The sequence below is a fragment of the Paenibacillus sp. JJ-100 genome (assembly GCF_948329825.1).
Classification (GTDB): domain Bacteria; phylum Bacillota; class Bacilli; order Paenibacillales; family Paenibacillaceae; genus Paenibacillus.
Genome location: NZ_CAOJCM010000004.1, coordinates 312,376 through 332,182, shown reverse-complemented (window position 1 = coordinate 332,182; position 19,807 = coordinate 312,376). Strand labels below are relative to the sequence as shown.

The window sequence follows — 19,807 nt, the reverse complement described above, 5'->3', positions numbered from 1 at the left end:
ACAAGCTACCTAAGGAATAAAGCAAACATTAAAATAGGCTTGTTCGAAAGGGACCTTACCCTTTACGAACAAGCCTTTTGGTTATGCGATTAACGAGGATACATGATGATTTCCGTTGCGCTCATCGAACTTCGCTGCAACGGTACGGGCATGATCTTCAAAATACGCTGCGAGTTTGAGCAGGTCTCCAGGGTCTCCTTCATAGGGGAAGGAAGCTGGAAGACGCAGGCGATACCCTTCAGATTCTTTCTCTTCCGTCCAACGCTGCAATAACGAAGCTGCCTTCGCATAATACATCATTTTGGCATAGGCATCTTCATGATCGGCTGCGAGCACCAGTGTTTCTTCGAGGATATCAATTCCTTTGGCCGGATTGGTTAGTGTGAGATATTCAAGCTGCTCAGCAAAACTTTGCACGAAATCATTCTCACCCTTGATCAAACGGTACCCCTTGACCTGATATTTATCGGCTTCCTCCGTCCGTCCCAGACGATACAGCGGCATCAGAACTTCGGAGTAGGTCAGATGTGGGATTTCCGCACAGCCCATTTTCCCTTTGAGAATAGGCTTCGCCACTTCCAACACCTTCTCGTCGTCTCCTTTTAAAATAAAATAACGCATAATCTCATCCTGCTCACACGCCTCGCAGTCACTCATAAAGTCGCGGTCTAACGTTCTGAACTTGTCATAGCTTCGTCCAGCCTCCTCCAGCTCTCCAAAATCCATAAAGAGGCGGAAACGGTAATACCAATACGAACGCTCACTATACCCATAGGACTTGAAGCGTGCTCCGAAATCCTCCAGCAGCTCCATGATCTTCTCGCGTGAGATTTCTGGAAAATCAGGCATCTTGCCTAGAATCCATTTGTATGACCACAAAAGTGTCTCTTCATCATACATATCGGGTTGCTGATCGAACTTGCCAAGCTGCCAGGAAAAAGCGATCAAAGCTTTCATCGGATATCCACAGAAAGTGGCTACATCTACAATCTCTGAGCGTGCTTCGTACGCCTCTTCGACCATGCCATTAACATCGGCTACCCGTGCAGCCTCCTCCAACAGACCGAGCTTCGCTGCACCATTCGGCAGGCCATAAGCTTCTTCCATTAAATCTTCAAAATCCATCTCTGTCTTCATCAGGCATCTCCCTCATGATTCGTATTTGCGCGTAAACCCCAATCAATAAATCGTACAATCCCCTGGTTCAGCACCTCAAGTTCCTGCTTGTTCATGGCGTAATGCCCCATCATTAATGCGTTAACATACAACATTTCGATCGCAATCGGTGTCATCTGGTTGTCTGGTGATGTTAACACCCGTTTAATGATGGGATTATTCACATTCAGGTAAAGGGTGGAGTACCCTGCCGAATTCATGCCTGTTGACAACGAACCTAGAACAGATGAGAACAAGTCTGTGCTCTCTTCGCTTGCTTTCTCCAGCGCACGTAGCGTTGAGGACTCTTGCGAAAGGGTGAACAACACGGGTAAGTCCGCTGGCTTGAACCCTTTCACCTCTGCCCGGCAGCGAAAACGTTGTAACGCCGAATCTGCCAGACGTAATGCGTCATAGTACTGGTTACGCTCAGCCGGAGCAACATCTGTGAACGTCATCGACACTTCATCTGGCTGAATCCGCTCCGTTTGCACGTCATTCAGAATGACCGGCAGCGTCGCCATCAGCTCTTTATCGTAGATGTAACCTCCGTTGACGACCAGCATGGATTGTGCGGAAGCCACATGGTGAATCTGACGATACTCATCAATCGATCCCGTGTAATACAGCGTATCACCTTCATCAATCAGCTCGCCCAGCTCTCGATGCCCTCTTGTGGTCTCGAACGGAAGCCAGCGGTGAATCATTCCGTAGAACTCCTGATCCTGAACAGCCAGCGCCTTCATGGAGAGGGCGTGCAGACGAATCAGCTTCTGCAACCGTTCTGTCTGCTGTTCAGCCATCTCCGCCAGTCCCATACGCAAGGCGTCTCCGAGCTCGGAGCGCACTTCTTCCAGCTTTTCATTTTCATAAAAGTGTTCCCTTGAAGCTGTCGGTTGCAGCTCATCCGTCCAGATCAGACATTTCACAAAGAACGCCCACTCCGGCAAAATATTCTCGGCTTTCTCCGAGATCAGCATCCGCTTCAAATAAACCCGGTGGGAACGCTTCGCATTCAGATTCACCGCGTGTGGTAACACATAAGCGATGCCTCCGGTGCGACCGGAAGCTGTTGTCAGCGGGATGAAATCCTGGAACCTCTCTCCCAGCAGACGCTCACCAAAGGCAAGGACTTCTGCACGACAAGAGCGGGCAAGCTCCGGGCGTGTAATCCAGATTGGAGAATCATTATTGATCACGGTCTGGACCCCATCATGAATCAGCATGAGCGGATAAGGCAGTAGCGCACCATAGTAAAATAACGCTTCTTTTACATACTCCGCTTCAAAATAGTGGGCAGCATCGGGTGTACAACGCAAGTATACTTTGGTTCCTGGAGATAACTGCGTGTCTAGCTGTCTGATCGTATATGTACCATCCGGCTTACCGCGCCACTCCATCGACGGGCCGCCTTTGACCGATTGTGTAAGCATGACGATTTCATGACTCACCATAAAACAACTGAGTAGACCAATTCCGAATCGTCCGATAAATGATGACTCACCATCCAGCAGCGCCTGCTGTCCCCGCTTTGAAGATTGTCCAATCATCGCCAGGAATTCATGGATGTCTGCTTCGGTCAGGCCGACCCCATTGTCCTCCACCATCATCGTCAATTGATCGCCGGTTCCTGTCAGCTCAATACGTGCTTCTCCCTGATATCCTGGCTCTACTTCCTTACGTGCAGTGATTGCATCTGTAGCATTCTGCATAAGCTCACGCAGGAAGACTTTAGGGCTGCTGTACAGATGATTCGATAAAATCTGGATCATACCGCTCAGGTTCACCTGAAAGCGATATTCGTTAGGAGTACTCATCAACTTCACCCTTCCTTTGGGTCCAAACACAACCATCCGGGCGGCTTAAAATACAGTCACACTGAATATGCTGATGTGTTAGACGAACTCATTATGTAAAAAATGTAACAATTAACCGTATAACAGATTGAAGCCTGTATTCTATTACTCACTTCTCCATCACAATGAAACGGTTAGAACATTCTTCTTTTCAAGGATACCTTGTACAGCCTGTCAAAAAAACAAACCTGAGAACCGATTTAGATATTTTTTTTGGGAAATTACGCATCTGCAATTCAGGACTATTGGAGTAAAAATATATTTCTTTAGTCTTACATTGAACGATTAGACCTAGCTAGACGTATAATCATCAAACTTAGAAACGGACGGTGATCATTCATGATTGAAGTACGTCATATCACAAAACATTTCGACACACAGCAAGCCTTACAGGATGTCAGTTTTACTATTCCAGAAGGCAGCGTTACCGGACTCATCGGGCCAAATGGCTCAGGTAAAACCACCCTCATCCGTATCATGAATGGAGTACTGGGTGCGAATAGCGGACAAGTTACCATTCAAGGCATAGACACTTCATCCGAGACAGAAAAGATACTAGCCATGTGCGGTACACTAACCGAACAAAGCGGCTTGTACGAAAATATGAGTGGGCGGGATAATTTACTTTTTTTCGCAGATGCTTTTGGGCTGAAACGTCCCCATGAACGTATTGACGAACTTGTGGAACTGCTTGAGATCCAGACATACCAACATCGCAAAGTCGGCACGTACAGTACAGGCATGAAAAAACGCTTGGGCCTTGCGCGCGTCCTGCTCCACCGCCCTTCTATTCTATTCCTTGATGAACCTACTAACGGTCTCGATCCGGATGGAATTCAGATGGTTCTTCGTATTATTCGTCAGCTAAACAGGGAACAGAACATGACGATTCTCATCTCCTCCCACGTGCTGACTCAACTATCGGCAGTCTGTGACCATTATATTTTCATGGAAAACGGACGAATCGTTGAAAAGGGAACCGAACAAGAAATCATTGGGCGTTATCAATCGGCGCCAAGGCTAGAAGTCGAAGCAGATATGCCGAATGGTTGGAACACTGGGATTTATTCGCCTGAGACTGTTGTAGAGCAGCGTGCTACGTTCCAGTTGAACTCTCGTGAAGATATTCCTTTACTGCTCCGCCAGCTTACTGAACGTGGTCAGGTCTATCAGGCGCGGATTGAAGGCAATGATCTGGAAAGCATCTATTTTGCCATTAGGGAGGCTAATGCACATGAATAATCGTCAAGCCATACGAGCACTTATTCGTAAAGATATCCGTTCTGTCACATCCAGCATCCAACTATGGCTGCCCATGCTAATCGTACCGTTAATTATTGGCATCATCGTACCTTCTGCTCTGTTATGGGCGGCGTCCAGAATGAATCTGCATTCGATCAGTAACATCAATGTCATTCTTGAAACGATGAATAGGCTGATCCAGGACGGGCTAATGCCCTCCCTTGCTTCCATGACCTCAGAAAATCACCGAATTGTGTATTATTTGGCTTTATACATGTTTGCGCCATTGTTTCTCATCATACCAGTGATGGCTTCCAGCATACTTACCGCCAATAGTTTCGCCGGGGAAAAGGAGCGTAAGACACTTGAGGGATTGTTATTCACACCCATGTCCATGAGCACCCTATTTAAAGGTAAAGTGCTAGCTGCTCTTATCCCTTCACTGTTCTTATCTTGGGTCACTTTTATTTTGTATGGCGTTATTGCTAATATTCTGATGTATCCGATGTTTGGTAAGCTGATGTTCCCGAATCTGAACTGGATTATTCTGATCGTCTGGGTTGTTCCGACATGCAGTTTAGCTGTTATTCTGCTCAATGTGCTGATCTCGGCCAAAGTACGAGGATTTCAGGAAGCTTACCAGCTTGGCGGGCTCGTTGTTCTCCCTCTGCTTGCATTGATCGCCGGTCAGGCGACCGGTATGTTATTGATTGGGCCATGGATGCTCTTTGGCACAGGAGCTGTCCTTTTGCTCATAAGCTGGGTTCTCCTTCGTCTCGTGACGATCTGGAATCGTCGCCAGCAACTTGCGGAAAGTCAAATTTGATGTGGTTGTGAATTTATATTGAATCAGCCTGAAGCCGTATTTATTCCCCTGCTCATGAACTGGCTAAGCTCACTTATACAAGTGCTTCAACCATTGTACGTTTATGCAAAAAGCTGGGTACCCAACGGTACCCAGACTTTCAACTAAAACTGGCCTTAGAATATAAGCTTCTCCCTATCATTACGGTCATCGACCATGAAATTGAATTTCATTAAATAGGTATCCTCTAACACGGGCTTTCCATCTAAATTGCACACTCTTCTATATAACTTTTCTTCCATTGTTTACCGATATAATCAAGGATAGTGAAGTAATACATACATAAATGAAGAAGGGTGACGATGAACCAATGAAGAAATGGTCCATGTATTTGCAGCGTACCCTCTGCGCAATGCTGGTTATGGCTTTGATGGGTGCAGGGGTATTAAGTGGAGGAACCAATGCAAAGGCACATTCACTGAGCCAATCGACAGTGTATTACGACTCCGATGGTGTTCTGTACAAAGTGTCCGGTGATGGCAGTAACCCTACAGAGGTATTATTTGATTTTGAAGGCGAAGACTTAGTTGCGGCAGGTTCGTATCTCTATTACACACCGTCTCCAACCTCGACAACACTGCTTCGAATTTCCAATGACGGTTCCAGCGAGACAGCCGAAACATTTGCTTCAGATGTGATCAATTATTACACAGATAACGGATTCCTCTATTACTTGAATTCCAAGGGAAGCATTTATCGGGTCAATGGTAACCAAGACGCCTCGTCTAGCACCAAAATAGCGGACAAAGCAGATCCTAATCATCCGCTGTTGTTCGTGACTAAAGGACGTGTATACTATAATACACTCGTAAACGGGAAAACTTGGGTTGCCTCCAAAGCATCCAATGGTACAGGGGCAGTACGGAACTTAGTGCAAGGGGCTGTGGAGAGTCGTTTTTTTGCAAACTTTGGTAAAAATGAATTGCAACTCATGGTCAACACTAATCCCAATGAGCGTATATATTCAACTAACGCGATCGTTATGTACAAAGTCAATTACAATACAGGTAAAGGTACTCCCGTAAATGCAAAAACCAAACTGGATGTAAACTCTGTATATTCCGGGGGTTGGAGTAACAATCTGTATGTATACAACAAAGGAATTAAACTGGATAGTAATAAAGATTATAACTATAGTACGGGAAAAGCTTATGCACTAACGACATCGGGCAAAACGTTCCAGCTTCACTCCAAAAGTGTGCGAGATGTTAGTTCGTTGGGATCAGACAAGGTCGTGATCCTCGATGTGGACAAAAAAGCTTACGCAAAAACGGTCACTTCCAGTAAGGTGAGTAAAACGACTAATCTCAACCTGAGCAATGTTACTTACGTTATTAATCAAATGATGAATGCTAAACCTGAGATTGCATACATTTCCGGCAATAATGGTCTATATGCTGTCAATACCTCTCTCAAAGTAAGTAAAATAGCCGGAGAAGAATGGGACACATTCCATCTACGTGATGACGTTCCGGGAATTTTCTATATCCATGCCAAAGATCAATTCCGCCTCTATTATTCAAAAGCAAATGGGACAGGGCAAAAAGCTTTAAGTGATTTTTTCCTGGACAACATTCTTCTCATCACTTCGAATTAGGGGATTGTCCCTTCCAAATGTATGAACATTTTCAGTCCGACAAGGATAAAGATGGTGCCTTTGTACCGATCTTTATCCTTTTTGTGTTTTCTTTGATTAATATCGATTTTTGCAAAAAACATCTTCCATTTGAGAATGATAATTGTTATCATTAGTAAAAATAAGACAAAGGATGGTCCCGTATGAATGAATTGTTCCCTTTTTGCACCGAAACCTCTTCTCTACCGCTGCTCTCTTCCATGTGTCTTGTACGTCGCGGGAGAAACTTCCGTATAGATGGCATGAGGGTAAACCGGCCCTTACTTTGTCTTATTTTACAAGGTGAAGGTCTGGTAGCTCTGGACGACATCGTGTATGAAGCAAAAAGTGGAGAACTGTTTTTAATCAACCCCGGCGTGACTGTCGACGCATTGTCGAACTCAGAATCCACTCAATTTTTAGTTTTGAGTATGGAAAATATGTGTGTGCAGCGAATACGCGGCCATTGGAAAGCAGAAGCCTCCCCTGTTCTACCTCTAAACTGGCCGTCTGGTAAAATCCGAATCCGGCATAAACAGCAGGCAGCAGTACGGGTGACCAGATTATATGACTCTTATCGAGGTGAGCCATCGGAGCCCTTTACCAGTATACATAGTCAGTTGCAAGAACTCCTGCAATTCTTGTCAGAGCATCGGCTTGAAGCCAATCTAGAAAAGGTCGATCCTGCGCTGGAGCGAAGTATTATGTATATGCGACGTTTCATGAATGAGAGCATTAGCATGGATCACTTGGCTAAAATTGCAGGACTGACGCCAAGCTCATATTCACGCAGTTTCAAAAAAGCAAAAGGCATGTCCCCTACCGAGTATTTGAACCGCATGCGAATCGAAGAATCCAAGAAATTACTGGCCAAGGGGAATTGTGTTCTTAAAGAGGTTGCAGAAACCGTAGGGTATAGCAATGAATATTATTTTAGTCGTAAATTCAAACAAGTTCTTGGGATCGCACCAAGTATATATATGAAGAAACATGATTTGCGTGTAGCGACAATATCCCATATTTTGCATGAACACCTGCTTGCCTTGGGATTACAACCTGTGAAATCCCTTGATTTGGAACTCCATCCGAAGACAGATACATCGGAACAAAAACACTCCTTAACCAAAATATTAGATCAACTACGCCGGTCCAAACCTGATCTTATTATTGGAGACAGTTCCTGCAAACCTTATTATGATGATTTGAAGAGGATAGCCCCTACTATAATTGTCGAAGTGATCCACGATTGGAAGACAATCCATCTCCATCTGGCAGAACTCATTGGTCGTGAGACACTAGCACGACAGCATGTAAAGGAGCTTCTCTTTCATTGTTGGGAAACTGCAACCTCTCCTGCAATAGAACCTGAGCATAACAGTATGGATGGGTCAGAACAAATACACAATCAGCAAGTCACACCACAAACTATTAGCACAATGATGAGAATTCCAATTGCAGCACATTCCCCAAACTATAGGAAACATACAAATTGGAAAGTAGTCGGACAATAATGCAAAGGGACCCTTCCTCTCGGAAGGGTCCTTTGTATTAGTCTTATAATTGTTCTTCCATTGTTTTTTTAATCTCTTCTTTAGGAACCAGTTTGTAGATTTCTTCATTTTCCATTGTATCAATCAATCGATCGAGCCATTTGTAATATGCTTCGGCTTGCAAAGCCTTGCGCTTGTCCTCGTGTAACACGCTCAGTAGGTCAGCATCGGCATGTTCATCAAGTTGCTCCATTAACCGGTTCATCTCGTCAACGGATTTGCGAAGAATTTGAAGGTTACTCTCCACCGCTTTTCTCCATTTAATAACGAAATAATCCGTAAATGTCTGATGCCAATCGTACTCCACTTCGTATAGGTCTTTCCTGGAGCCCTTGTTCCACACCTTATTTACCATTTTCAGATCTAGCAGTGTTCGCACTCCGGTACTCATACTTGTTTTGCTCATTTCCATTTCCCGGCCCATATCATCAAGGGTCATCGGTTTGTCTGCGAAAAATAGCAAACCATATAAATGTCCCGTAGACAACGTAACGCCGTATAGATCCATATTCCGTCCAATGGCTTCAATAATGCGTTTACGGATCTTCAGTACGGTAGCCTGCTGATCCTCTTGCAAATGGTCCAAGCTCATGCTTGCAACCTCCATTCTGAACATTCCAGTCTTAGGAAAAAAAATCAGCACGTTAAAGTTCATATTACATGAGAAAGCATGCAACTGGATATCCTATATCCTATATCCTAGGAAACACTCGCACCCAATTACTTATATTGGGAACTTTACCATGCTTCATTTCGCCTACGATGATCTTTTAACCAAATAATCAAGCTTTAATTCAGCTCGTTTTCTATTGTAGGAAAAGCATTTATAAAAGTAAAGAACCCTAGATAGCCAAAATAAGGAGTTAAACAGAGGATATGAGAGCAAAACTCTGTACAGTTTTTACTGTACAAACATTATGTACTGTTTATTCAGTTGATATACTGGTTAACTATTGTTAGAATACAAACCGTTACCCAGAAAGACGGGAAGCGAAGCACATATTACCGGATTTCGTGGCTGGGCGCACAAGTGTATGGGCTTGTGGCTGCTAAAAGCCGTTCGAAGTGCACAACACATCAGAAGGGGTGAAAACATGACCATACTTGAAGTGAAAAACGTAAGTAAACTATTTGGGCCCCAAATCGAGCAAGGTTTACAATTACTCGAGCAAGGTTGGGGAAAAGAGAAGTTGGCCAAAGAAAAACAGATAACGGTTGGGGTCAACCGGGTCAACATGGAAATTAAAGAAGGCGAAATTTTCGTCATTATGGGCCTGTCCGGAAGTGGTAAATCCACACTAGTTCGGATGTTTAATCGTTTGATTGAACCAACATCTGGAGAGATTCTGGTTCATGGAAAAGATTTACGAAAAATGAACAAAGAACAATTACGCGAAGTTCGCCGGAAAACAATCAGCATGGTGTTTCAAAAATTTGCATTGTTTCCACACCGAACTGTTCTTGATAATGTGGAATATGGTTTGGAAATTCAAAAGGTAGATAAGGAAGTCCGTCGTGAGAAGGCCAAAGCTTCCCTTGAACTGGTTGGCCTCAAAGGCTGGGAAGATAAAATGCCTGATGAGCTTAGCGGCGGGATGCAACAACGTGTCGGCCTCGCTCGTGCACTTGCCAATGATCCTGAAGTTCTGCTCATGGACGAAGCCTTCAGTGCGCTTGACCCATTAATTCGTCGTGATATGCAAGATGAGTTGATCGAGCTTCAAGATAAAATGAAAAAGACCATTATTTTCATTACCCATGACTTGGACGAAGCGCTGCGCATAGGCGATCGTATTGCTCTCATGAAGGACGGAGCCGTTGTGCAGATTGGTACACCAGAAGAAATTATGATTCAACCTGCAAACTCCTACGTGGCCCGCTTCGTCGAAGATGTGGACTTGTCCAAGGTCCTCACTGCATCACACGTTATGCGTCGGCCAGAAACAATTACACTTGATCGTGGTCCTCGTGTTGCTCTCGAATTGATGCGTGAACGAGGCATTTCGAACCTATTTGTTATTGACCGTTCGAAAAAGCTATTAGGTGTCATTACAGCAGAAGACGCAACTCGTGCAATGCGCGAAAATAAACCATTAAACGACATTCTGATTACGGATGGGCCGACAGTGTCGCCTGAAACCCTGATTCATGAATTGTTTGAAATCGTAAGTTCAGCCCATGTGCCACTTGCCGTTGTAGGCGAGGCTGGCCGTCTGCAAGGTGTTATCGTTCGCGGTGCCCTGCTGGGTGCGCTAAGCGGTGAAGTTGCAGAAAAGGAGGAAGCTCTGAATGATTCCCAAAATACCACTAGCATCGTGGATTGAATCCATCGTTGACTGGATGAGCTCCTCGCTCTCCGGATTGTTTAAAGTAATTTCTGTAGTGATTCAGGAAGTGGTCGGATTCTTCTCCGGGCTGTTTATGTTGCCTCACCCCCTCCTGTTTATTGCTATATTGGGTGCACTCGCATTCTTGGTAGGTAGACTACCACTCACCTTGTTTACGGTTATTGGATTCCTGCTCGTAGATAACCTGGGCTACTGGTCCCAATCCATGGACACGCTCGGTCTCGTTATAACGTCAGGACTGATCTCCATTTTGCTGGGTGTACCTATAGGGATCTGGCTTGCATACAGCAAAACAGCAGCACGGATTATCACTCCACTGCTTGACTTTATGCAGACAATGCCAGCGTTCGTATATCTGCTGCCAGCTGTTACGTTCTTCAGTCTGGGCGTTGTTCCGGGTGTCATTGCATCGGTTATCTTCGCTATTCCACCAACGATTCGACTGACGCACCTCGGGATCAAGCAGGTATCTGGCGAATTAGTCGAAGCTGCCGATGCATTCGGTTCGACTTCCATGCAGAAGTTGTTTAAAGTACAGCTTCCACTCGCATTGCCTACCGTGATGTCCGGTATTAACCAGACGATCATGCTGTCCCTTTCCATGGTTGTTATTGCGTCCATGATTGGTGCACAAGGTATCGGTGCGGAAGTATACCGTGCTGTAACACAGCTACAGATTGGTAAAGGATTTGAAGCTGGTCTTGCCGTAGTTGTGCTTGCGATTGTGCTCGACCGTTTCACACAAAATCTATTTATGCCAGGACGCAAAAAAACGTCTCGTGTCTCCACGAAACAAAAAGCATGGATTACTGCAGCCGCAACATTGGTTGTACTGGTTGCCGGATTCTCACAATACTTCACAGGCGGCGCTTCAACATCAGCTGGTGGCAACAACGGAGCAGCTAATGGTGTAGGTGAAGAAGTGAATTATCAAATTATTGGTATCGATCCAGGTGCCGGTATTATGAAATCTACAGCCAAGGCCATTGAAGACTATAAGTTATCTGACTGGAATCTGATTGAAGGTTCTGGCGCAGCCATGACTGCGACACTGGATAAAGCAATTAAAAACAACGATCCTATTATTATTACGGGTTGGACTCCTCACTGGATGTTCAACAAGTATGATCTTAAATATTTGGATGATCCAAAAAAATCGTTCGGTGATGCCGAAGAGATCCATACGATTACTCGCAAAGGTTTGAAGGAAGATCATCCTGTCGCTTATGAATTCCTGTCTCGTTTCAAATGGACTTCCGATGAGATGGGCGAAATGATGATTGCCATTCAGGATGGTACATCCCCTGAACAGGCCGCCAAAGATTATGCCGAGAAGCATAAGGAACAGATCGATGAATGGACAAAAGGATTAACTCCAGTAAATGGTGATGCGTTCAAACTGAGCTATGTAGCTTGGGACTCCGAGATTGCCAGCACCAATCTACTGAAATATGTAATGGAGAACGAACTTGGTTACAAAGTTAATGCTCTCCAAGTAGAAGCTGGACCGATGTGGACGGGCGTTGCATCTGGTGACGTTGATGCTTCTCCAGCTGCATGGCTGCCATTGACACATGCTGACTACTGGGAACGTTACAAAGATCAGGTCGATGATCTTGGAGCCAACATGACCGGTGTTCGTACAGGTCTGGTAGTTCCTAGTTACATGAACGTTAACTCCATCGAAGATCTGGGTAAAGAAGCGACTTCTTCCTCCTCTCAACCTGCGGCTAATGCCAAGATCGGAGATGAAGTGAACCATCAGATCATTGGCATCGACCCAGGTGCAGGTATCATGAAATCAACGGCCAGTGCCATTGAAACTTACGGCCTTACGAACTGGAATTTGATTGAGGGGTCCGGTGCAGCCATGACGGCTACGCTGGACAAAGCATACAAAAATGAAGAACCAATTATCATTACAGGCTGGACACCTCACTGGATGTTCAATCAATATGACCTGAAATATCTGGAAGACCCTGATAAGGTATATGGCGATGCAGAAGAGATTCACACTATCGCCCGTAAGGGTCTAAAGGATGATCACCCAATTGCTTATGAGTTCCTGTCTCGCTTCGAGTGGACTTCCGACGAAATGGGCGAGATGATGATCGCTATCCAAAACGGTATAAGTCCTGAGGAAGCAGCTAAAGAATATGCCGAGAAACATGCGGATCAGATTGATGAATGGACCAAAGGTTTGAAAAAGGTCAATGGTGACACATTCCGTCTAGGTTATGTCGCTTGGGACTCGGAGATTGCAAGTACTCACTTGTTGAAATATGTGATGGAAAACAAACTTGGCTACAAAGTTAATGCCTTGCAAGTGGAAGCAGGACCAATGTGGACGGGCGTTGCAACAGGCGACGTCGATGCTTCCCCAGCTGCATGGCTGCCATTGACACATGCTGATTACTGGGCTAAATATAAAGATCAGCTGGATGACCTTGGCGCCAATATGACCGGTGTTAAAACCGGCCTTGTGGTTCCAGCTTACATGGATGTTAAATCCATCACAGATTTGAAAGATAATTAAACCAGAGCATCTTATCCAAAATCATCAGATTAGTTACGTCTTCACCTGTTAACTATTTCTTTCAAAAACCCCGCTTCTCCTTACTTAAGGAGAAGCGGGGTTTTGATGATCCAAACAAAGAAACGAGGAGACTGTGCACTTGACTGCGCATGCCTTCCTCGTTTCTTTTGTTGTATGTAATTTACCCATAGCATCTTCAAAAACCTCAAATCGACAAATTGCAACAAAATATTCCGCATCAGATTATCATTCAAAAAGTAGACCCTCATGAAGCAATCTATTTCTCTCTCGGTAAAAAAATCATCTATTACCTAATATTAAATGAGCATTGAATGTAGAAAAAAACAGCACTATCTATGTTGATATGTGAATTCTGCCCTAATTCAACCAGTACATGACTTTTTTTAAAATATGTCATAATGTCGAACAGGGTAAAAAAACATCGAAAAATGTCGATATATAATATATTGGTATATATTATATGGGAGATGACTATCAAATGAACAAGGCGATATCCGTGCACACAAAAAAAGGGGGAACATACTATGATTTCTAAATTATTGATTTTCATTAAAAAACATTTAAAATTAATGAGCACTCGTTTAACGGCAGCATTTTTAGCTGTCCTCATCATTCCCAGCGTATTAATTGGTTATTTCTCTTATGAGAGCGCTAAACAAGAGATCGAGCTCAAAATTAAGAACGGCATCTATTCCAATGTAGCAACTGTAACGAGTATGATAAACCTGCATACGACCCCAATAGTTCATAACCTTGAATTGTTAGCTTCTGAATTAGATTCCAAGAGCATAACTTCTGCTGCAACGCAGCAACAACTGGAGCGGGTACTAAGCAACTTCCCAGAGGTTACTAGAGTTCATCTTGTAAATAGTAAGGGAGAATACGTCACCTACCCTCAGAGCGAATCCAGCGAATATAAACCAACTGAAGCCAAATGGTATGTAGCTGGATTGAATAAATCTGGACAAACTGCCTTTTCATCTGAGACTGCTGAGGAATCTTTAACGGGACAATTCGAATACAACTTTTCACATACCCTCAACGATGGCCAGGGTGTGTTAAATTTCACTATTAACCAAAATATGTTAGCAGAAGCAGTAAAACTCGCCCAAATCGGCGATAACGGTACTATGACTGTAACGGATGAGAATAATACTATTGTTGCGGGTGCCGGGTATGTATTTGATATTAATTTCTTTGTACCTGGAGGAGTCTTTGATCCAAGTAGTGATGTGAGTATTCCTGATGAGAAAAAAGAGAAATATGCTCATATCAACAAATATCATTTTGAGCTCGAAGGTAATGAATTGGAATTATATACGACAAAAGAACCGATGACAGGCTGGACCATTGCAGCCATGATTGGTACAGCAGATTATACTGTAGCGGCCAAGCCAATATTTAAAACAACCCTGTTAGTCGTTAGTATTGCTTTCTTGTTAACTGCTGCATTGATAACGATTGCCATCCGCGCATTCCTTATTCCTATCAGAAAATTAAAGCAGGGAACGAGAAGCGTAAGGAATGGGGACTTCACCAATAAGGTAGAGCTCAAAAAAGATGATGAATTCAAAGCTCTTGCTGAAGACTTTAATGAAATGACATTATCACTCTACTCCGTGGTTAAAGAACTTAGCCAGACCTCTACGAAGCTGGCATCCTCTTCCTCAACCATCAGAGAAAGTACAGATCAGACTGTTCAATCGGTTCAGCATGTAGCTGAAATTATACAAGAAAGTGCAGATAATGCTATTAATGGAGCGGAAACTTCCAACCAAACGGCTATATCTGTAGAAGAAATGGCCAAAGGCGTTGGCTCTATAGCAGAAGCTGCGAATACAATTGTAGATTCCGCTATCCAAACAGAGCAAGATGTGACTAAGGGTAGAGTATCTATCGAAAACGTTAGTGAACAAATGAATCGCATTCTTGAGGCTGTAAGCGAATCTACAGCTATGATTGAAGACTTGGCGAATCTCTCTATTGAAACTAGAAAAATGAATGAAGCCATCACGGATATCGCCAATCAGACTAATCTGTTAGCCCTTAATGCTGCCATTGAGGCTGCCAGAGCTGGGGAACATGGCCGCGGCTTCGCTGTCGTTGCTGGAGAGGTAAGCAAACTATCCGAACAATCCAAGCGTACTGCTCAAGATATCGGGGAGACGATTACGAAGATGGATGAGCTGATTCAACAATCGAATACGACAATGAATGGTAACGTAAGTACTCAGGTTGGAGAAGGATTGCGCATCAGTAATGAGGCAGCCTCCCTGTTCGCTACCATCGAACATTCAACGGCCCGTATTATAGAACAGATCCAGAGTATCTCTGCTGTATCTGAGCAGATGTCAGCAGGAACGGAGGAAGTGTCCGCTTCGGTTCAAGAGCTTGCGAAGTTTTCGGAAGTTAATGCAGAAGGAGCACAAACAACTTCAGCGGCGGTTGAAGAACAGTTGGCCTCAATTCATGAAATTGCACATACTGCTCAAGAACTTGCTGATATGGCAGAGAATCTTCAGAAGTTAGTTACAAAGTTTAATATATAAAATTTGCTTCGAAAAGAGCCAATTACAGCGTTTTTCTTGAATATAGGATAAAAAGAGTCGTGTGCGAATAAAACGATTATGCACCACACCCCTTAGAATGGACAAAGGATTAAACGTCTAGTTTATCCATTGAATTCTAGGGGGTGTATTTTTTCATCAATAAATTGACATAAAAAAACTGACGCAGGTAGAGTACCAACGTCAGACTGCTATCTTATATATCAACCATTTCAATTCTGTCCCTTAGAGCAAGCTAACATGAATCTTGACAACTGCCTTCTTAATTATGCCTGACTGTCCCATGCCCGGTCTGTGGATATCGTTAGGGAAGAATACCGCAAACATGCCAGGCTTAAGATGAAGCAATATTTCATCTTCGGCAGGAGTATACAGCGCATAATCCTGTTCACCGTCATACGGTTTAGCCAGTTTAACATCACTGCTTAGCGACGAATAACCGATGGTCTCCTCGCCCTCAATTAAGTATTGGAGATCGATATAAGACTCATGTCTCTCAGCTAGATGATCTTCCGAAGATTTAGCATCGAATTCCATGATCGTTACATACATCTGATCCCCCTTAATGTCCGTGCGGCCTAGAGGAGGACTCCCTTCTAGTACTTTATGAAGTTCTGTCATCGCTGACACAATCACTTTATGTTCGTATTTACGCTGTGCTTCCCATGATGACATCGAACCTAGAATCAAGAGTGATCCCTCCAATGTTATGTTTATAGAAGTTTAGAAGTAACGGATCCGGCTGTCTGTTCCTTATTCGTTATAGATTCCGTATACGTTCTCTTGAAATACTCGACGTATAGAACATCCAGCAAATACAGCTGTGAAATCTTCGCAGATAGTGATCCCCCTTGAAGTGGACCTTCGTTCGCACCACAGAGCAATGTTAGATCCGAATAGGAAGTGAGTGGGGACTTCACGAATCTAGTAATCGATATGACGGTTGCCCCGCGTTCTTTTGCCTTCTTCGCGATTTCAATCGTATCCTTGGTTGAACCCGAATACGAGATAATAACGGCGACATCCCGTTCCGTCATCAATGCTGCGGACATCATCTGCAGATGGGAGTCAATGGTACATTCTGTTTTATTCATAATTCGCATAAACTTGATCTTAGCTTCCATGGCCGTCATTAATGAAGATCCTACTCCAAAAAATATGATCCGGTCTGCCTGGAGAAAGTAGTCAATCGTTTGATCCATTTTGTCATAATCAATTAATTTAAATGTTTCATTCAATGCACTGATGTTAGATGAAAGTACTTTGGATGCCACTTCATGTGTTGTGTCATTCATCAGAACCTTATCTGTTAGCTGCGGTATTTCATTCCCAATCGTAATGCTATGAGCTAGCGCAATCTTAAAATCCTGGTATCCCTTATACTGGAGTGATTTGCAGAACCTGAATATACTGGATTCTCCTACTCCGCAAACATCTGCGAGGTCTGTAATTGACATGTACACAACCTCTTTGGCATTATCCAGAATATAGTCCGCTACTTTCGCTTCCGTATGGGTAAGATTATTGTACTTGGAATGAATGGTTGTGAAAATATCGACAGTGCGCATCCCACCACCACCTTTCATTCATTATGTTCAGCGCAAAAACAATGATGCTGCACCCAGTAGACCCGCTTTATTGCCGAGGGCAGCCTTAACAATCTTCACATCTGCAAAGCTTGCCATAATCCATTCTTTGGTTTGTTTATCGACCAATTCAACTAAGTCATGGCGCTCCATCACTCCGCCACCTACAATAATAGCAGATGGGTTAAAAATATGAATAAGTGATGCTAATCCAGTAGCAACTTCTCTAACCCAGGAATGCAGAATTGGTGTGAATTTATCGTTCATCTCTTCTATTTTACCAAAAAAAACTCGCCCGTCCACAACTTCCGAATCGACTTGCTTAGCCATCCGAACTAGCGCTGTTGTAGAGGCATAAGTTTCGTAGTAGGGTTTCATAATGTCTCCATTCATCTCAGACACGGAATGGGTGAACATATGACCAAACTCCGCCGCTGATCCATTAGCACCTCGGTAGACTTGACGATTGATAATAATGGCGCCGCCGATCCCCGTACCAAACGTAAGACATAAAAAATCTGGATACAGTTGGGCTGCGCCGAAGTAGGCCTCTCCTAGCGCAGCCGCATTAACATCGTTCTCGACTTTAACGGGCTTGTGAAACCGTTCCTCAAGGATCTCCTTGATCTTCATTCCAGTATAATTCGGAATGTTCTCATTGGCATAGGAAATATACCCTTCTTCCGAATTCACTTGCCCAGCCGTACTAATGGCAATCGCATCAAAATCAGCATACATGTCCATCTGAGATATCAGTCTTTCCATAAGGTGTGTACCACCCAAATGAGCCTCTGTTGAATATTCCTTGAATTGTTCGATATGTCCCCGTTCATCGCAGATGGCCATCTTCGTATTCGTTCCGCCGATATCAGCCGCCAAGATCTTTATGCTCATCTGCTACTCCACGACTGCGGCAAATTTTCTGGTGATATCCATCGGTCTCGTGATGGCCGAGCCCACAACTGCTGCATATATGCCCTGATCAAATAATTTTCCCAATTCTTCCGGGGTGGAAATACCGCCTTCTGCAATGATCGGAACCGATAACGTACGGGTGAGCTTCTCTACCAATTTAAAATCAGGCAATTCATTGCTCTTCGTCGCTTCCGTATATCCACTTAAAGTCGTTCCAATGAGATCGAACCCAAGTTCAACAGCAGTGACTGCTTCTTCGTAGGTAGAGCAATCTGCCATAAACAGTTGATCTGGATACTTCGCTCTGATGCGCGGGAACAATTCGGAAATAGTCGAACCATCTGGACGCACTCGATCCGTCGCATCCATCGCTATAATGTCTACGCCCTCGTTACACAGTGCATCGACTTCCTTCATCGTTGGTGTGATAAATACAGGACAGTCCCCATACACTTCTTTGATAATACCAATGATCGGCAATGAGACCGTTGTTTTAATTTCTTTGATATCCGCAACACTGTTAGCCCGGATCCCTGAAGCTCCACCTAAGTAAGCTGCATATGCCATTCTTCCCATAATAAACGGACTATGCAGCGGTTCGTCTGGCAATGCCTGGCAAGAAACAATGAGTTTTCTCTTAATCTGTTCAAGAACATTACTGTTTATTTTCATAAGTTCCCTCTCCACAACTTAGTAGTTATTCTTTGACAGCTCCAGCAGTCATCCCTTGAGTAAAGTATCTTTGGAATAATAAGAAGATGATCAACATTGGAATCGCTGCAACGGTAGCCCCTGCCATTTTGTAGGCGAAGTTCGGGTTAAGATCCTGCATCAGTGTCGCAGTACCTACCATCAAGGTCTTCATGTTTTTGTCTTGTCCAATAACTAATTGCCACAAGTAGTCATTCCACACTTGAACAAAGTTCAGGATGAATAGAGCACCAATACCCGGTTTAATGATCGGAAGCATAATCTGAGTGAACGTTCTCCACTCCCCCGCGCCATCGATTCTAGACGCTTCTCTCAAGGCATTAGGTGTCGCATCGAAGAACCCTTTCAGCAAGAACACACCAAATGCAGTAGCAACGTTCGGCCAGATCATACCATGGTAACTGTTCACCATTCCGAAATCCTGTATGATTCGGAATAATGGAACGATCATGATTTCTTTAGGAATCATTAAGCTTGAAATAAAAATAATAAAGATAACATTTTTACCTTTAAACTGAATCTTGGAGAATGCATAAGCCGCCATCGCTCCTACAGCGATAACGAGAACCGTAGCTAGTCCTGATACGACGATGCTGTTAAATGCCCATCTTATAGCTGGCTGACTTTGGAACACATCCACATAGTTAGAAAATGTGATCGATGTTGGCCACCAGTCAGGCGGCATTTTGACAACATCCGAGCTGTTCTTAAGGGAACTCGTAAATAGCCAATATAAAGGGAACAAGTTAACTATCGCGAAAAAGGTAACGGCCACGTTGGTTACAAGATCAAACCGTTCCATCTTTTTCTTGTTTTTAATTTTTTGCGACATGCTGATTA

At 43.9% G+C, this 19,807-nt stretch carries 16 protein-coding genes; 8 read left to right on the top strand and 8 right to left on the bottom strand.

Features of this window, described 5'->3' with window-relative positions:
• Positions 1-81: 81 nt before the first annotated feature.
• Together PQG66_RS17380 and PQG66_RS17375 are read right to left on the bottom strand one after the other, a co-directional pair.
• Positions 82-1,137: a hypothetical protein gene (locus tag PQG66_RS17380; protein WP_272038997.1), complete on the bottom strand. Its 1,056-nt coding sequence runs from the start codon at positions 1,135-1,137 to the stop codon at positions 82-84.
• The gene (locus PQG66_RS17375) at positions 1,137-2,972 is read right to left on the bottom strand and encodes an HSP90 family protein (protein WP_272038996.1); all 1,836 of its coding nucleotides are present in this window, start codon (positions 2,970-2,972) and stop codon (positions 1,137-1,139) included. Before PQG66_RS17375 ends, PQG66_RS17380 begins: the two co-directional genes overlap by 1 nt.
• A gap of 378 nt (positions 2,973-3,350) precedes the next feature.
• Here PQG66_RS17375 and PQG66_RS17370 point away from each other — a divergent pair, with 378 nt between their 5' ends.
• The 5 genes from PQG66_RS17370 to PQG66_RS17350 all read left to right on the top strand — a co-directional run bounded on the left by PQG66_RS17370 (position 3,351) and on the right by PQG66_RS17350 (position 8,244).
• Complete coding sequence (locus PQG66_RS17370) at positions 3,351-4,253, top strand: ABC transporter ATP-binding protein (RefSeq protein WP_272038995.1); 903 nt, start codon at positions 3,351-3,353, stop codon at positions 4,251-4,253.
• Complete coding sequence (locus tag PQG66_RS17365; RefSeq protein ID WP_272038994.1) at positions 4,246-5,079, top strand: ABC transporter permease; 834 nt, start codon at positions 4,246-4,248, stop codon at positions 5,077-5,079. Before PQG66_RS17370 ends, PQG66_RS17365 begins: the two co-directional genes overlap by 8 nt.
• Before the next feature lie 38 nt (positions 5,080-5,117).
• Positions 5,118-5,294 (top strand): hypothetical protein, encoded by a 177-nt coding sequence (locus PQG66_RS17360; protein WP_334220792.1) that lies wholly within the window; start codon positions 5,118-5,120, stop codon positions 5,292-5,294.
• Positions 5,295-5,428: 134 nt separating this feature from the next.
• The gene (locus PQG66_RS17355; protein WP_272038993.1) at positions 5,429-6,715 is read left to right on the top strand and encodes a DUF5050 domain-containing protein; all 1,287 of its coding nucleotides are present in this window, start codon (positions 5,429-5,431) and stop codon (positions 6,713-6,715) included.
• Positions 6,716-6,897: 182 nt separating this feature from the next.
• Positions 6,898-8,244 carry a helix-turn-helix domain-containing protein gene (locus PQG66_RS17350; RefSeq protein WP_272038992.1) on the top strand — a complete coding sequence of 449 codons (1,347 nt, stop codon included), beginning with the start codon at positions 6,898-6,900 and terminating at the stop codon, positions 8,242-8,244.
• Between the two features lie 43 nt (positions 8,245-8,287).
• Here the strand turns inward: PQG66_RS17350 and PQG66_RS17345 are convergent, their stop codons facing one another.
• Positions 8,288-8,875, bottom strand: a complete 588-nt coding sequence (locus PQG66_RS17345; RefSeq protein ID WP_272038991.1) for a GbsR/MarR family transcriptional regulator — start codon at positions 8,873-8,875, stop codon at positions 8,288-8,290.
• Positions 8,876-9,377: 502 nt separating this feature from the next.
• Here PQG66_RS17345 and PQG66_RS17340 point away from each other — a divergent pair.
• From PQG66_RS17340 to PQG66_RS17330, 3 genes are all read left to right on the top strand, one after another.
• A complete protein-coding gene (locus PQG66_RS17340) occupies positions 9,378-10,607 on the top strand; it encodes a quaternary amine ABC transporter ATP-binding protein (protein WP_272038990.1) in 1,230 nt (409 codons plus the stop codon).
• Positions 10,573-13,167: a glycine betaine ABC transporter substrate-binding protein gene (locus tag PQG66_RS17335; RefSeq protein ID WP_272038989.1), complete on the top strand. Its 2,595-nt coding sequence runs from the start codon at positions 10,573-10,575 to the stop codon at positions 13,165-13,167. The genes PQG66_RS17340 and PQG66_RS17335 overlap by 35 nt, the downstream gene beginning before the upstream one ends.
• A gap of 545 nt (positions 13,168-13,712) precedes the next feature.
• The gene (locus PQG66_RS17330; protein ID WP_272038988.1) at positions 13,713-15,737 is read left to right on the top strand and encodes a methyl-accepting chemotaxis protein; all 2,025 of its coding nucleotides are present in this window, start codon (positions 13,713-13,715) and stop codon (positions 15,735-15,737) included.
• Positions 15,738-15,980: 243 nt separating this feature from the next.
• Here the strand turns inward: PQG66_RS17330 and PQG66_RS17325 are convergent, their stop codons facing one another.
• From PQG66_RS17325 to PQG66_RS17305, 5 genes are read right to left on the bottom strand one after another with little or no spacing between them, the layout of a single operon-like run.
• Positions 15,981-16,430 carry a YhcH/YjgK/YiaL family protein gene (locus PQG66_RS17325; RefSeq protein WP_272038987.1) on the bottom strand — a complete coding sequence of 150 codons (450 nt, stop codon included), beginning with the start codon at positions 16,428-16,430 and terminating at the stop codon, positions 15,981-15,983.
• Between the two features lie 38 nt (positions 16,431-16,468).
• Entirely contained in the window at positions 16,469-17,323 is an 855-nt protein-coding gene (locus PQG66_RS17320; protein ID WP_272038986.1) for a MurR/RpiR family transcriptional regulator, read from the bottom strand.
• 27 nt (positions 17,324-17,350) lie between these two features.
• Positions 17,351-18,235 carry an ROK family protein gene (locus PQG66_RS17315; protein ID WP_334220788.1) on the bottom strand — a complete coding sequence of 295 codons (885 nt, stop codon included), beginning with the start codon at positions 18,233-18,235 and terminating at the stop codon, positions 17,351-17,353.
• A 3-nt stretch (positions 18,236-18,238) separates the two neighbouring features.
• Complete coding sequence (locus PQG66_RS17310) at positions 18,239-18,928, bottom strand: N-acetylmannosamine-6-phosphate 2-epimerase (RefSeq protein ID WP_272038985.1); 690 nt, start codon at positions 18,926-18,928, stop codon at positions 18,239-18,241.
• A gap of 25 nt (positions 18,929-18,953) precedes the next feature.
• Entirely contained in the window at positions 18,954-19,799 is an 846-nt protein-coding gene (locus tag PQG66_RS17305; RefSeq protein ID WP_272038984.1) for a carbohydrate ABC transporter permease, read from the bottom strand.
• Positions 19,800-19,807 lie beyond the last annotated feature (8 nt).

Excerpts from the sequence above, each read along its gene's own strand:
- PQG66_RS17355 (WP_272038993.1), top strand. The coding sequence starts at position 5,429 with ATGAAGAAATGGTCCATGTATTTGCAGCGTACCCTCTGCGCAATGCTG.
- PQG66_RS17380 (WP_272038997.1), bottom strand. The coding sequence starts at position 1,137 with ATGAAGACAGAGATGGATTTTGAAGATTTAATGGAAGAAGCTTATGGC.
- PQG66_RS17330 (WP_272038988.1), top strand. The coding sequence starts at position 13,713 with ATGATTTCTAAATTATTGATTTTCATTAAAAAACATTTAAAATTAATG.
- PQG66_RS17305 (WP_272038984.1), bottom strand. The coding sequence starts at position 19,799 with ATGTCGCAAAAAATTAAAAACAAGAAAAAGATGGAACGGTTTGATCTT.
- PQG66_RS17345 (WP_272038991.1), bottom strand. The coding sequence starts at position 8,875 with ATGAGCTTGGACCATTTGCAAGAGGATCAGCAGGCTACCGTACTGAAG.
- PQG66_RS17340 (WP_272038990.1), top strand. The coding sequence starts at position 9,378 with ATGACCATACTTGAAGTGAAAAACGTAAGTAAACTATTTGGGCCCCAA.
- PQG66_RS17365 (WP_272038994.1), top strand. The coding sequence starts at position 4,246 with ATGAATAATCGTCAAGCCATACGAGCACTTATTCGTAAAGATATCCGT.
- PQG66_RS17370 (WP_272038995.1), top strand. The coding sequence starts at position 3,351 with ATGATTGAAGTACGTCATATCACAAAACATTTCGACACACAGCAAGCC.
- PQG66_RS17315 (WP_334220788.1), bottom strand. The coding sequence starts at position 18,235 with ATGAGCATAAAGATCTTGGCGGCTGATATCGGCGGAACGAATACGAAG.
- PQG66_RS17320 (WP_272038986.1), bottom strand. The coding sequence starts at position 17,323 with ATGCGCACTGTCGATATTTTCACAACCATTCATTCCAAGTACAATAAT.
- PQG66_RS17350 (WP_272038992.1), top strand. The coding sequence starts at position 6,898 with ATGAATGAATTGTTCCCTTTTTGCACCGAAACCTCTTCTCTACCGCTG.
- PQG66_RS17335 (WP_272038989.1), top strand. The coding sequence starts at position 10,573 with ATGATTCCCAAAATACCACTAGCATCGTGGATTGAATCCATCGTTGAC.
- PQG66_RS17310 (WP_272038985.1), bottom strand. The coding sequence starts at position 18,928 with ATGAAAATAAACAGTAATGTTCTTGAACAGATTAAGAGAAAACTCATT.
- PQG66_RS17375 (WP_272038996.1), bottom strand. The coding sequence starts at position 2,972 with ATGAGTACTCCTAACGAATATCGCTTTCAGGTGAACCTGAGCGGTATG.
- PQG66_RS17325 (WP_272038987.1), bottom strand. The coding sequence starts at position 16,430 with ATGTCATCATGGGAAGCACAGCGTAAATACGAACATAAAGTGATTGTG.